This window comes from Enterobacter sp. ENT02 (genome assembly GCF_019219165.1).
GTDB classification, from domain to species: domain Bacteria; phylum Pseudomonadota; class Gammaproteobacteria; order Enterobacterales; family Enterobacteriaceae; genus Enterobacter; species Enterobacter mori.
This window is the reverse complement of the sequence record NZ_JAHUWD010000001.1, coordinates 752,411-766,532: the sequence shown is the minus strand read 5'-3', so window position 1 is coordinate 766,532 and position 14,122 is coordinate 752,411. Positions and strand designations below refer to the sequence as shown.

General features: G+C 56.3%; 10 protein-coding genes. 5 read left to right on the top strand and 5 right to left on the bottom strand.

The genetic code is table 11. From position 1 onward, the window contains the following. Positions 1-129: 129 nt before the first annotated feature. From KW829_RS03550 to KW829_RS03540, 3 genes are all read left to right on the top strand, one after another. Complete coding sequence (locus KW829_RS03550; protein WP_074147234.1) at positions 130-276, top strand: DUF2256 domain-containing protein; 147 nt, start codon at positions 130-132, stop codon at positions 274-276. Beyond that, complete coding sequence (locus KW829_RS03545) at positions 273-1,802, top strand: cryptochrome/photolyase family protein (protein WP_218307608.1); 1,530 nt, start codon at positions 273-275, stop codon at positions 1,800-1,802. The genes KW829_RS03550 and KW829_RS03545 overlap by 4 nt, the downstream gene beginning before the upstream one ends. A 92-nt stretch (positions 1,803-1,894) precedes the next feature. Then, a complete protein-coding gene (locus KW829_RS03540) occupies positions 1,895-2,794 on the top strand; it encodes a LysR family transcriptional regulator (RefSeq protein ID WP_218307607.1) in 900 nt (299 codons plus the stop codon). Here KW829_RS03540 and KW829_RS03535 read toward each other — a convergent pair. The 3 genes from KW829_RS03535 to KW829_RS03525 form a co-directional block, all read right to left on the bottom strand. After that, positions 2,769-3,557: a substrate-binding domain-containing protein gene (locus tag KW829_RS03535; RefSeq protein ID WP_218307606.1), complete on the bottom strand. Its 789-nt coding sequence runs from the start codon at positions 3,555-3,557 to the stop codon at positions 2,769-2,771. The two genes, KW829_RS03540 and KW829_RS03535, sit on opposite strands and share 26 nt — an antisense overlap. Positions 3,558-3,572: 15 nt before the next feature. Then, positions 3,573-4,868 carry an MFS transporter gene (locus KW829_RS03530; RefSeq protein ID WP_218307605.1) on the bottom strand — a complete coding sequence of 432 codons (1,296 nt, stop codon included), beginning with the start codon at positions 4,866-4,868 and terminating at the stop codon, positions 3,573-3,575. A gap of 327 nt (positions 4,869-5,195) precedes the next feature. Continuing rightward, a complete protein-coding gene (locus KW829_RS03525; protein ID WP_218307604.1) occupies positions 5,196-6,494 on the bottom strand; it encodes a serine hydrolase in 1,299 nt (432 codons plus the stop codon). Between the two features lie 116 nt (positions 6,495-6,610). Between KW829_RS03525 and KW829_RS03520 the strand changes: the two genes are divergently transcribed. Then, positions 6,611-7,492, top strand: a complete 882-nt coding sequence (locus KW829_RS03520; protein ID WP_010432293.1) for a LysR family transcriptional regulator — start codon at positions 6,611-6,613, stop codon at positions 7,490-7,492. On the opposite strand, the gene fumA is transcribed toward KW829_RS03520, so the two are convergent. Together fumA and KW829_RS03510 are read right to left on the bottom strand one after the other, a co-directional pair. Next, the gene (fumA, locus tag KW829_RS03515; protein WP_214593825.1) at positions 7,481-9,130 is read right to left on the bottom strand and encodes a class I fumarate hydratase FumA; all 1,650 of its coding nucleotides are present in this window, start codon (positions 9,128-9,130) and stop codon (positions 7,481-7,483) included. The two genes, KW829_RS03520 and fumA, sit on opposite strands and share 12 nt — an antisense overlap. 55 nt (positions 9,131-9,185) lie before the next feature. Continuing rightward, entirely contained in the window at positions 9,186-10,694 is a 1,509-nt protein-coding gene (locus KW829_RS03510; RefSeq protein WP_108417534.1) for an anion permease, read from the bottom strand. A gap of 609 nt (positions 10,695-11,303) precedes the next feature. Here KW829_RS03510 and KW829_RS03505 point away from each other — a divergent pair. Then, on the top strand, positions 11,304-14,084 hold the full coding sequence (locus KW829_RS03505; RefSeq protein ID WP_218307603.1) for a flavocytochrome c: 2,781 nt from the start codon (positions 11,304-11,306) through the stop codon (positions 14,082-14,084). Positions 14,085-14,122 lie beyond the last annotated feature (38 nt).

Sequence of the window (14,122 nt, the reverse complement as noted above, 5' to 3'; positions counted from 1 at the left end):
TCCAGCCTGAATAAACTATCATTCGTACGTAGCAGTGGGTAGCGGTTTGCGGGCATCACCTTCATTTTGTGAAGTCTGTCGTAGCCTTAGCCCACAGGTTCAGTGAAGAAATCAGTACGGTATTGAAAAATGAGCGATTTCAAAGGTAACAAGCAGGATCTGCCCAGCCGAGCATGCGTGCACTGCCAGCGGCCTATGACGTGGCGAAAGAAATGGGCGAAATGCTGGGATGAGGTCAAATACTGTTCTGAGCGTTGTCGCAGGAGCCACCGTTGACCGAACTGCGCCTGATTCTGGGCGATCAGCTTAATCCACACCACGGCTGGTTTGATGACTGCAATCCGAATGTCATTTACGTGATGCTGGAACTGCGGGCAGAAACCGAGTATGTGCTTCACCACGCCCAGAAAGTTATCGCCATCTTCGCGGCCATGCGCACGTTTGCCTCTTCGTTAAAGGAGAAAGGACATCGGGTGAGGTATGTCCGGCTCTCTGACAGCTCCAACCGCGGCGCGCTGGAAGACAATCTCAACGCGCTTGTTGCACATTACGGCGCTGACAGGGTGTTGTGGCAGGAACCCGACGAATGGCGTCTTGATGCGCAGCTGCAGGCGTGGGCGAAAACGGTCTCCGTCGAAACGGCCTGCGTCAGCAGCGAGCATTTCTTCACCACCCGTGAACAGGTGAGCGCGTTCTTTGCAACGCGCAAAAGCTGGCGAATGGAGTACTTTTACCGGGAAATGCGTCGTCAGCACGGCATACTGTTGACGTCAGAAGGCGAGCCGGAAGGGGGAAAATGGAATTTTGATGCTGAAAATCGCAGGCGCTGGTCAGGCGAGCCGCCCGCGCCGGGAGACTCGCGTCCGCTCCACGATCGTTCAGCCTTATGGGCGGAGATCCAGCGCTGCGGCGTAAACACCTTCGGCGAACCGCAGGCCGGGAGTTTTCGCTGGCCGCTCAACCGTTCGGAAGCCAAAGCCAGGCTGGATGACTTTATCACTCACGTGCTCCCGCAGTTTGGCGCCTGGCAGGACGCGATGTACGCGGAGGAACCTTTTCTTTTCCACTCGTTAATTTCATTCGCGCTGAACACCAAAATGCTTAATCCGCGGGAAGTGGTGGCTGCCGCCCAGCAGGCATGGCGTTCGGGCCATGCGCCGCTGCCTGCCGTTGAAGGGTTTATCCGACAGATTCTCGGCTGGCGGGAGTACGTGCGCGGGATTTACTGGTCGCAGATGCCGGGCTATCGGGAGCTGAATGCCTTAGACCAGCACACCCCGCTGCCGGACTGGTTCTGGACGGGCAAGACGCAGATGCGCTGCCTGGCGCATGCCGTTGGACAGTCGCTCACCGAGGCTTACGCCCACCATATCCAGCGCCTGATGGTCATCGGGAATTTTAGCCTGCTCAGCGGCCTGTCGCCGCAGGCGGTTCATAAATGGTATCTGGGGGTCTACATTGATGCCTTTGAATGGGTGGAGCTGCCCAATACCCTCGGCATGAGCCAGTTTGGCGATGGCGGGTTACTGGCCAGTAAGCCCTACGTCTCAAGCGCGTCATATATTCATAAGATGAGTAACTACTGTCAGGGGTGCCGGTATCAGCACAACCAGCATACCGGAGAGCTGGCGTGTCCCTTCAATGCTCTTTACTGGGATTTCTTTGCGCGCAATCAGGCGCGTCTGGGTAACAATCCCCGCCTGGGCATCGTTTTTAAACAGCTTGAGAACATGAAGGAAGAGGAGCGGCAGGCCCTTGCCGATCGCGCCGGGTATGTTCGCCTGCATCTCAACGACCTCTGACGTATTTCAACACCGCACCGGTTGCGGTAGGTCAATAAGACGCTATTATTTTTGACTTTGTTGCGTATTCCCTGACAGGACATCCAGACGCTATGCCCGTGAATTTTGACCTTAACGATCTTTATGCTTTCAGAGCGTTAGTGGAATACGGTAACTTCCGTGTCGCTGCTGAATCTATCTGCTTATCCCAGTCGGCGCTGAGCCGCAGGATTGAAAAGCTGGAAGCCGCGCTGGGAAACCGGCTGTTCGATCGTACCACCCGCCGCGTGGCCTTAACGTTATACGGGCAAAACTTTGCTGAACGCTCCGCGCAGCTGCTCGACAACGTTGAGTCAATGCTGGCTGATGTTGATAAAGTCAGTGAAGAGCGGACGGGGCTGATTACGGTTGCAACGGTACCTTCCGCCGCCTGTTACTTTATGCCTGATGTGATCCGTCGTTTTCAGTCTCGCTATCCGCGCGTTCGCATTAAGATCATCGACAGCAGCGCGGGGAATGTGATTGACGCCGTGGCCCGAAGCCAGGCGGATTTTGGCATCTCCTTCGCAGGAAACTTACCGTCGGAAATCGAATTTTTCCCGCTGGTGGAGGATGTCTATGTTGCGGCGTGCAGAAAGGATCACCCGCTGGCGCAGAAGAGTCACCTGACGTGGAAGGCATTTTATCAGCAGGATTATATCTCCCTCGATAAAACGTCAGGCAACCGTAACCTGCTCGATAGGATGCTGGGGAATATCGTTCCCGAGCGCCCCAGCGTCTGTGAAACGCGCCACGTTACCACGATGCTCGGCATGGTAGAGGCGGGGATCGGCATTGCTGCCGTTCCCGCCATGTCGATGCCGACGTCAGCGCACACGCTGCTGACGCATCTGCCGCTGATGGCGCCGGAAGTGAAACGCACCGTGGGGCTTATCCGGCGCCGGGGGCGCATCCAGTCCTACATTGCGGCTGAACTGGAAAAGCAGATCACCGAGCAGTATCGCCGGACGTAATGGGAATCATCCCTGCCTCCTTGATGACGGCCCTTGGGGACGGTGAGGCGAGATAGCTCAGCAGTGCTTTCCCCTCCGTGGGATGCTCTGCATGGCGGGTGACCGCACCCGCAAAGCGCGTGATGTATTGCAGATTATCAGGAATTTTCCCGATAAAGGTGACGCCCTGAACCGGCAGCAGCTCGCTGACCTGCTGGAAACCCACGGCGTATTTTCCTTTCGCCACTTCTGAGGCGACCGGAATACGTTCGACCATTGTCGCTTTGCCCGCCACTTCCTTTTCAATCCCCAGCTTTTTGAACAACGCCTGGCTGACATACCTGCCGCTGGCGCTGTCAGAGTAGGCGATGGAGCTGGCCTGTAGCAGCGCGTTACGCAGAGTCGCCTCGCTACTGATATCAGGGACATCCGCACCTTTTTTCACCACCATGCCAACGGGGGAATCTGCGAGTTCAGTTCGCGAGCCCTGCTGGATCTGGCTGGTTTTTTCAAGCTTCTCCAGCGCATCACCGACCATAATCACCACGTCTGCTTTTTCACCGCGCGCCAGCCGGTTGGGGATCGCCTGAGGCGTCTTTCCCATGGATGGTCCCGGGATCAGCACAATGCGGTCGCCGCTTTTGGCTTCATACTCTGGCGCGAGCTTTTCCAGGGCGGCTTTAAAACCGCCCGAGATCATGACGGTCACCTCCTGGGCCAGCGCCGCTGCGCTGGTGGCCAGCAATACCAGCCCGGTCAGTCCTGAACGTATAAATGTGTGCATATCATCCTCTCCGCATTAACGGGCTGTTTGCAGATGCAGCGCGCTGCGACGGTAGAGATAGAGTGTTGCCAGCATGGCACAGACTGCCGCGAAGCTCATCCAGTAGCCCGGAGAGGCTTTATCGCCGGTGTACTCAATCAGGGCCGTTGAAATGACCGGCGTAAACCCGCCAAAGACGGCGGTAGCCAGGCTGTACGCCAGTGAGAAACCGGCCACTCGCACCTCAACCGGCATGATCTCCGTCAGTGCCGGGATCATCGCGCCGTTATACAGGCCGTACAGGAAAGAGAGCCACAGCAGCACGCTCAGCATCATGGAGAAGCTTGGGGCCTGCGCCAGCAGCGTTAGCGCCGGGTAGCTGGTCGCCAGCGCCAGAAGCGTCATGGCAATCAGTACCGGTTTGCGCCCGAAGCGGTCCGACAGCGCGCCGCCTACCGGCAGCCAGATAAAGTTAGAAACAGCCACCAGCAGCGTGACCAGCAGGCTGTCAGAGGCGCTCAGCATCAACACCTTTTTGCCGAAGGTCGGCGCGTAGACGGTGATCAGATAGAACGCAGTGGTGGTCATCGCCACCATCAGCATGCCTGCAACCACAACCGGCCAGTTCGCCAGCAGGGTGGTAAAGACCTGACGCATCGCCAGCGTGTGGCGGCGCGCGCGAAACTCTTCCGTCTCTTCAAGCTTACGGCGCAGGAAAAAGATAAACGGCACGATTAAGCAGCCAAACAGGAACGGAATGCGCCAGCCCCATTCGCGGATGGCGCTCTCTTCCATCAGCGCGTTCAGGGCAAAGCCCATTGCCGCCGCAACCATAATCGCCACCTGCTGGCTGCCGGACTGCCAGCTGGTATAAAAGCCCTTGCGGCCAGGCGTAGCGATTTCCGCCAGATAGACCGACACTCCGCCAAGCTCCGCCCCGGCGGAAAAGCCCTGCAGCAAGCGCCCCATTAGCACCAGCAGCGGTGCCCACAGGCCGATGCTCTCATAGGAGGGGATCAGCACGATCAGGAAGGTTCCCGCCGCCATAATCGACAGCGTGACGATCAGCCCTTTGCGGCGGCCAACTTTGTCGATATAAGCCCCGAGGACGATGGCGCCGACAGGGCGCATCAGGAAACCTGCGCCAAAGACGGCGAAGGTCATCATCAGCGAGGCAAATTCACTGCTTGCCGGGAAAAAGGTGTGCGCGATGTAGGTGGCATAAAACCCGAACAGGAAGAAGTCGAATTGCTCAAGGAAGTTGCCGGAGGTGACGCGAAGTATCGCGCCCGCTCTTGCACGAACGGTTGCAGGTGGGGTCGAGGAAATCATGATTGTCTCCAGTTTTATCGTGACGTTATGCTCGTCTGTTTCTGAAAACTGGCTCAATAAAGGGAATTTAATAAGCGCAAATCGCGCATGAACTGATGCGTGCTGTGCATCAATGACAAGGCGTTGACCAGGATTTACAGTTCCAACAATAACTTAACAATTCATTGATTTTTCGTTCACCATATTCCACTAAGTGGCTGATATCGCTGTTTTGTGACATCGCGCAGAAAAGAAGCCAGGCAGACCTGGCCGAGATGGATGGCTAACCCGTTATCAACAACTTAGCCGCCTTCTACGAGCGGCAGTAATATCAATGAAGTGCACTATTCAGCGCAGCGCGTTCGCTATCGCGCTAAACATCAGCGACGCTTCCAGCGGCTGGGCGCTGAATGACGGTTCCGCCTGCGGCCAGGTTGACCACTGGACGATGACCAGGTTTTCCTTTTGATTCACCATAATCATTTGGCCAAAGATCCCCAGCGCCCAGAGTGAATCTTTCAGCGAATCCTGCACCGCAGGCTTAACCCCCGTGGCCGTGGCGGGCACTTCGTTATTCCACCACTGATAGCCGTATAGCCCTTTCGGGTGCGCCTTCGACACCGATCCCGTTGCCTGCGCCCAGTCTGCGGACTGCTTCACCCAGCCTGCGGGCAGGATCGACTTCCCGTTCGGCAATGTGCCGTTATGAAGGATGAATTGACCGAAGCGGCCCCAGTCTTCCAGCGTGGCGTTAAAGCCGTGGGCGCCGACGTCGTGCTGCCCTTTACGGTAGGCATGCCATACGCCGTCGCTCGCCATACCGTAAGGCTGCCAGATGCTTTTCTCCAGATACGCCGCGAGCGTCATGCCGGTGGCGCGTTCAAGCACGTCCCCCAGCAGCCATGCGCCGCCCGAGGAGTAGGACCAGTTTTCGCCCGCGGGATGCTCGTGGTGTAACCCCTTCACCAGCGTTCGCACGCAGTCGTAGGTGCCCGGCTTCGCTTCACACTCGGTAAGCTGCGCGAAGTCTGATTTGGGGTTGGTGTAGTCTTCGTTCCACGCCACGCCGGAGGTATGGGTGATGAGCTGTTTCAGCGTTACGCCGTCCCAGGCGGTGCCTTTTAAATCCGGTTCATATTGGGTGATGAGATCGTCCAGGGAATGGATTTTCCCCTCCTTGAGCGCCACTCCCACCAGCGCGGAGACCACCGATTTGCCCACGGAACGCGAGGTCCAGAGCGTGGAGTCGGTATTGCCTTCACCCAGATATTTATAGGCCACTTTGCCGTTCTTCAGCACCAGCATACCGCTGACGTTCTGGCGTTTAAGGTAATCCTGAAGGTTCCAGGTCTTGCCGTTAACCCGGTAACGGGCATCGGTGAGCGGTTTATCTGCCGCCAGCAGCGGCGTAGCGTTGCCGTGGCGGAACACGTCTCCCGCATAGTTGCGGTAGTCATTACGAAAGCCCACGACGCGGTCGGTCTGGCTCCAGGTCAGCATAGCATGCGCATCCGGCAGTTTTGCATCATACGGGGCAGGACAGGCCGTCAGTTCGCTGCCGTGACAGGCAGCCATGACGGCGGGGGAGAACAGGCTGCTGAAAACCAGACCGGCAAGCAGAGTAAGTTTTAAGGTTTTGTTTTTCATGGTTATCTCGTTTGGTCAGGGAGGGCTTCAGTTTACGAACGCGAGGTCTATAATAAAAAACGCGTTATGGGGGAAAATCCCCCGTAAATTAACGGGAGTCAGGTGTGGCAACATTGATGTATTCGTTTGCCCAGCTGGAGGCGTTCACCGCCGTGGCTGAGCACGGCAGCCTGATGAAGGCGGCCAGCAAGCTCGGAAAAGATCGCACCACCTTGCGCGATCTGATCGATTTTCTGGAAGACGGTCTGGGCTATGCGCTGTTCGTGCGCGAGGGGCGCCACCTGCAATTAACGCCGGAAGGGGAGCAGCTTCAGCGTCAGGCCCATCTGCTGATGCGGCAGGTGAGGGCCTTCGAGGCGTTTGCCAGAGCGGTGCCGGACAGCGCGATGCAGGACATTTCCCTCGTCTACGATCCGTTCACGCCAAGGGCTTTTTTGCAGGCGCTGCTGGCGAAAATGGCGACGCGCAACGTGCGTTTGAGTTTGACCTGCGCCTCGCGCGACGACGCGGAAGCGATGCTGGCGCGCGGTGCGGCCGATCTGGGCATCTGCCAGGCGCGCAATCGCAGCGTCGGTAATGAGATGGAGTGGCGGGCGCTCGGCGCCATTGATATGGATTTTTACGCCTCGAAAGTGCTTTTCAGGGAGAATGCGTCGCCGGTATCGCTCCTCGACCTCTCCCTTGTGCCGCAGGTGGTCATGCACCCTGCGTCTGACGAACCGGTCGCGCGTCGCCTGCAAATCTCTGGGCATACGATTTTTACCAACGAGCTGGAGATGCTGCGCGGCCTGCTGGAGAAAGGGTGCGGCTGGGGATTTTTGCCGACGCATCTTCAGGCGGCGCGATGGCAAAACGTAAAAAGGCTGCACACCGAAGTGGGCAGCCAGGGGATCGGTCAGACGATGGTGACGATCTGGAAACCGGGCAGCGACAAGCGTGGGTTAATTAATGAAACGCTGTCGCTGCTGCCGTCATTGTGGAAAGACTCAGCGCTGTGAACAGCCTTTGCACTGCGCGTTCTGGATCTGCTGGAAGAAATCGTTGCCTTTGTCATCCACCAGGATAAACGCCGGGAAGTTCTCCACTTCGATTTTCCAGATGGCTTCCATTCCCAGCTCCGGATACGCGACGCATTCCAGGCTCTTGATGCTGTTTTGCGCCAGTACTGCTGCCGGGCCGCCGATGCTGCCGAGGTAGAAGCCGCCGTGTTTATGGCAGGCGTCCGTCACCTGCTGGCTGCGGTTACCTTTCGCCAGCATGATCATGCTCGCGCCGTGGGATTGCAGTAAGTCCACATAGGAGTCCATACGTCCCGCAGTGGTCGGGCCGAGTGAGCCAGACGCGTAACCTTCTGGCGTTTTGGCCGGGCCTGCGTAGTAAATCGGGTGATCTTTAACGTACTGCGGCAGTTCTTCCCCGTTGTCGAGCAGCTCTTTCAGCTTAGCGTGGGCGATATCGCGCGCCACGATGATGGTGCCGTTCAGCGACAGGCGGGTGGAGACCGGGTGCGCGGAAAGCTGCGCCAGGATCTCATTCATCGGCTTGTCGAGATTGATGCTCACCACGTCGCCTTCACCCTGTTGACGCAGGGACTCAGGAATATACTGGCCCGGATTGTGTTCCAGCTTCTCAATCCAGATCCCGTCGCGGTTGATTTTCGCTTTGATATTACGGTCAGCGGAGCAGGAGACGCCCATGCCGATTGGGCAGGAGGCACCGTGCCGCGGTAGGCGGATCACGCGAATGTCGTGGGCAAAGTATTTGCCGCCAAACTGCGCGCCCAGACCAAGGTTCTGCGCTTCCTGAAGCAGTTCCTGTTCGAGCTGAACATCGCGGAACGCCTGACCGTGTTCGTTGCCTTCGGTTGGCAGCGCATCGTAGTAGCGGGTGGAGGCCAGCTTCACGGTTTTCAGCGTGGCTTCCGCTGAGGTTCCGCCGATAACAAAGGCAATGTGGTACGGCGGGCAGGCTGCGGTACCCAGGGTGCGCATCTTCTCAACCAGGTAGTTTTTCAGCTTCGCCGGGGTGATCAGCGCTTTGGTTTCCTGGTAGAGATAGGTTTTGTTGGCAGAACCGCCGCCTTTCGCCATGCACAGGAATTTATACTCGTCGCCGTCCACGCTGTAGAGGTCAATCTGCGCGGGCAGGTTGGTGCCGGTATTCACCTCTTTATACATATCCAGCGCCGCATTCTGGGAGTAGCGCAGGTTGTCTTCAATGTAGGTGTTGTACACGCCCTGGCTCAGGGCCGCTTCATCGCCGCCGCCGGTCCAGACGCGCTGGCCTTTTTTGCCCATGATGATCGCGGTGCCGGTATCCTGACAGGTTGGCAGCACGCCTTTTGCGGCAATTTCAGAGTTACGCAGGAACTGCAGGGCAACGTATTTGTCGTTCTGGCTGGCCTCCGGGTCGTTCAGGATCGCGGCAACCTGCTTCTGATGGGAAGGACGCAGCATAAACGCAGCATCGTGGAAGGCCTGCTGCGCCAGCAGGGTCAGGGCTTCAGGCTCCACTTTCAGGACTTCCTGACCGTCGAACTCGGCAACGGAAACGTGCTCTTTGGTCAGCAGATAGTATTCGGTGTCATCGTGCGCGAGAGGGAAGGGGTTTTGGTAGATAAACGGTTTGTTTGACATAGCGTATTGCTCCACAAAAATAAAACCGCCGGAGGAGAAGTCCGGCGGTCAGGAATCAGAACATCATGGACATCCACGGATAACCAATCAGCAGCAGGGCCGCCAGGAAGATGGCTCCGAAGATGGTGCCGAGGCGCCAGTAGTCTTTGGTTGGCAGGTAGCCGCTACCGTAGTAAATCGGGCTTGGGCCAGTACCGTACGGGGTGATGATCCCCATCACGCCCAGCGAGGTCACCATCAGCAGAACGAACACTTCCATATTCATGCCCGGGATGGTGGAGGCGATGGTCAGCATCGCTGGCAGCAGCGCGGTAGTGTGCGCGGTGGTGCTGGCAAACAGGTAGTGCAGCAGGTAGAACGCCAGCAGCAGGACGATGGTGGCCACACCCGGCGAGATACCGCTCATTAACAGACCGCCTTCTTTACCCAGCCAGCTAATAAAGCCGGTGGAGGAGAGGCCATCTGCCAGCGCTACCAGCGTGGCGAACCAGACGAAGGTGTTCCATGCGGCTTTGTTACCGGTGATATCGTTCCACTCCAGTACGCCGGTCCACAGCATCAGACCGACGATAAGCAGGGCAGCCATTGCCGGTTCAATCCATGCGGCAGCGAAGATCCACATCAGCAGAGCACAGCATACGAACACCAGCAGCAGGATTTCGTTGCGGGACAGTTTGCCCAGTTTTTCGAGTTCACGGGTTGCCCACAGCGGTACTTCGTCGTTCACTTTTACTTCAGGTGGATAGAACCAGTAAGCCAGCAGCGGCATGGTCAGAATCAGCAGCACACCCAGCGGCAGGAAGGCGATGAACCAGGTGCCCCAGGATATGTTGATCCCGACAGTGCTTTTCACCAGCGCCAGCGCCAGCAGATTAGGAGCCAGAGCAGAAAGGAACATCGAACTGGTGATACAGGCCGCGGTGATCGCCACCCACATCAGGTACGAACCAATCTTACGCGCGCTTGGGTCATTAGGTTTTGAACCGTACAGCGGCGGCAGGTTAGCGATGATTGGGTAGATAGTCCCGCCGCTGCGCGCGGTGTTGGACGGGGTAAACGGTGCCAGCAGCAGGTCCGCGAAGGTGATAGCGTAACCAAGCGTCAGGCTGCGACGGCCCAGGTACTTCACCAGAATCAGCGCCAGACGGCGGCCGAAGCGGGTTTTGTCATAGCCTGCGGCAAACATGAAGGCACCGAAGATCAGCCAGACGGTTGAGTTACCAAAACCGCTCACCGCCCACTTAAAGGAGGCACCTGCCAGCTTGAATTTCGGGTCAGCCAGCTGTTCCGGGCTGAAGAGTACCCACTGGCTGCAAAGGGCAATGGCGACCACACCGGTCAGACCGATCACCGCACCCGGCAGCGGTTCGAAGATCAACCCCACGATCACGCCAACAAAGATAGCGAAGTAGTGCCATGCGTAAGGCGGCAACCCTTCAGGAACGGGAACAAACAGCAGCAGTACGGCGACAACGATGGGCAGCGCCATCATAAGCAGTCGTTTTGCTTGTCCATTTGATGCCTGATTCGCCACAGGAGGCGTTACAGCAGTTTTTGTATTCATAGTTTCACGTCTTAAGTTGTTAAGAATGCTTTTTATACTGAAATGACAAATTCGCTTTCTTTAGTTTCTTTAGCTTTATTTAGTTATTTAAGGTGCGTTTTTGTCGTTTCTGAAATAATGGTTTAACGCATATTGGTGTGCGTTAAATTAAAAAATATGATGTTTATATATTGCGCCTTTGGATGCCATAACTATTGATCACGATCAAAAAAACAGAATTGCCGTCTTATTTTTCTTCTTTTTTTAATAACCACTCAGGCGTATGTGGGTATTATGCTTTTTTAAGATTGAATTTATCAATCTGATAACATGATAAAAATATGCTTCAATTTAAGTAATTGATATTAATAATGTTTAATTGACATTGGCTCTAAGGTAAGACCATTGTTATTTTAACGAATTTTAAATTATTGTGAACGGGTGAATTATTGTTGCTAACACCAATGTGTTATTAATGTTATTGAAGGGATTAAATAGTTTTTTAACTAACGTAATAACTTTAGAAACTAAAAAAATCATTATATTACTATCATGACATCGGCATAAAAACGCGAAATAAAACTGAGTCCGATAACGAATTCTTAATTTTTAAAGTTTGGAGTTTTTATTATGAGCACTAACGAACGTATTCTAAGCCCCTTCACATTACCGAATGGCACTGAACTGAAAAACCGTTTGTTAATGGCACCCATGACAACCTGCACGGGCTACTATGATGGCACGGTCACCAGCGAGCTGGTGGAGTACTATCGGGCGCGTTCTGGCAGCATCGGGACCATTATTGTCGAGTGCTGTTTTGTTGACGATCTCGGCCTTGCCTTCCCGGGCGCAATCGGCATCGATAACGACGAAAAGATCGCCGGGCTGGCGAAAATCGCGGAGGCGATTAAATCTAAAGGCTCTAAAGCCCTGCTGCAGATCTACCACGGCGGCCGTATGGTCGACCCAAAACTGATCGGTGGCCGCACGCCGGTTGGCCCAAGCGCCGTTGCCGCGCCGCGTGACGGTGCCGCAACGCCGGTTGCCCTGACCGCTGCAGAAGTGGAAGGCATGATCGGTAAGTTTGGTGAAGCCGTGCGCCGCGCCATTCAGGCCGGTTTCGACGGTGTGGAGATCCACGGGGCAAACACCTATCTGATTCAGCAGTTCTACTCACCGAATTCAAACCAGCGTGACGACGAGTGGGGCGGCAGCCGCGATAACCGCGCGAAATTCCCGCTGGCGGTTCTGGATATCACCCACAAAATGGTGCGCCAGTACGCGGACGACGCGTTCATTATTGGCTATCGCTTCTCGCCAGAAGAGATGGAAGTCCCCGGCATTCGCTTTGACGACACCATGTACCTGCTGGAAAAACTGGCGGCGCGCGGCGTGGACTATCTGCACTTCTCCGTCGGCGCGACCCTGCGTCCTTCCATTGTCGACACCCAGGACCCAACGCCGCTTATCGAAAAATACTGCGCGATGCGTTCTGACACGCTGGCGCAGGTTCCGGTTATGGGCGTGGGCGGCGTGGTGAATGCCGCTGACGTCAATGAAGCGCTGGACCATGGTTACGATCTGATTGCCGTTGGTCGTGCGACCATTGCGTACCCTGACTGGACCGACCGCATCGCAGCGGGCGAAAGCCTTGAGCTGTTTATGGACAGCACCCAGCGCGAGGCACTGAGCATCCCTGAACCGCTGTGGCGCTTCTCGCTGGTGGAAGCGATGATCCGCGACATGAGCATGGGTGAATCTAAATTCAAACCGGGCACCTTCACTGAGAAAGTGCAGGACGACGCCAGCGAGCTGGTGATTAACGTCAGCCTCGAAACCGACCGGATTGCCGACATCGAGCTCGCATCTGGCCCGAGCGAAGACGTTGAGTTTGTGACCAGCTTTGAAGAGATCCGTACCCGCATTCTGGACGCTAACACTCCGCACGTGGATGCCATCACTGGCGCAACCAGCCAGAGCGAAGCGGTGAAGAAAGCCGTATCCAAAGCGATGCTGAAATCCAGCAAAGCGCTGGCGGCAGAAGAGGGCGTTGACCCGAACGAAAGCAAATGCGTGGACGTGGTGGTGATCGGTAGCGGCGGCGCAGGTCTGGCGGCAGCGATTCAGGCTCACGACGAAGGCGCAAGCGTGCTGATCGTCGAGAAAATGCCCACCATCGGCGGGAACACCATCAAAGCCTCTGCCGGGATGAACGCCGCTGAAACCCGCTTCCAGCGCGTGAAAGGCATTCAGGACAGCAAAGAGCTGTTCTACCAGGAAAGCCTGAAAGGCGGCGGTAACAAGAACAATCCTGAACTGCTGCGTCGCTTTGTGGAAAATGCGCCAGAAGCCATCGAGTGGCTGGCAACGCGAGGCATTATGCTTAACGACATCACCACCACCGGTGGGATGAGCATCGACCGTACTCACCGTCCAAAAGACGGCTCTGCGGTCGGGGGTTACCTGATCAGCGGCCTGGTGCGTAACGTCAACAAACGCAACATCGACGTGATGCTGGATACCTCCGTCAGCGACATTATCTTCGAGAACGGTGAAGTGACCGGCGTGCGCCTGACTACCGAAGAGAACGAAACGCTCACCGTAGCCACCAAAAGCGTGATCGTGGCGACGGGCGGCTTCAGCGCCAACAGCCAGATGGTGGTCAAATACCGTCCGGACCTGGAAGGATTCGTCACCACCAACCATAAAGGGGCAACGGGTGGCGGCATCGCGCTGCTGGAACGTATCGGTGCAGGCACCGTGGATATGGGCGAAATTCAGATCCACCCAACCGTTGAGCAGAAAACGTCGTACCTGATTTCCGAATCTATCCGCGGCGGCGGGGCGATTCTGGTGAACCAGAAAGGGGAGCGCTTCTACAACGAAATGTCGACCCGCGATAAAGTCTCGGCGTCAATCATCGCCCTGCCGGAGAAATATGCCTACATTGTCTTTGATGAGCATGTCCGCACGAAAAATAAAGCGGCGGATGAGTACATCGCGAAAGGTTTCGTGACCAGCGCCAGCTCGCCAAAAGCCCTGGCTGAAGCGCTGGGCATGGACCACCACGCTTTCCTGGCGACCCTGGAACGTTACAACGGTTTCGTTGAAAAACAGCACGATGATGATTTTGGCCGTACCACCGCGCTGCGCGCGCCAATCAATGAAGGGCCGTTCTACGCCATTCAGATTGCGCCGGGCGTGCACCACACCATGGGCGGCGTGACCATCAACACCGAAACCTGCGTACTGGACAGCAACCACAACGTGTTGCCAGGGGCGTTTGCGGCCGGTGAAGTGGTCGGCGGGATCCACGGCGGTAACCGTATCGGCGGTAACGCAGTGGCAGATATCATTATTTTTGGTACGCTTGCAGGACATCAGGCGGCCATGCGTTCGAAAAAGCAGTAAGACCCCTGTGTTGTATGCCGGATACGCGCAGCGTTATC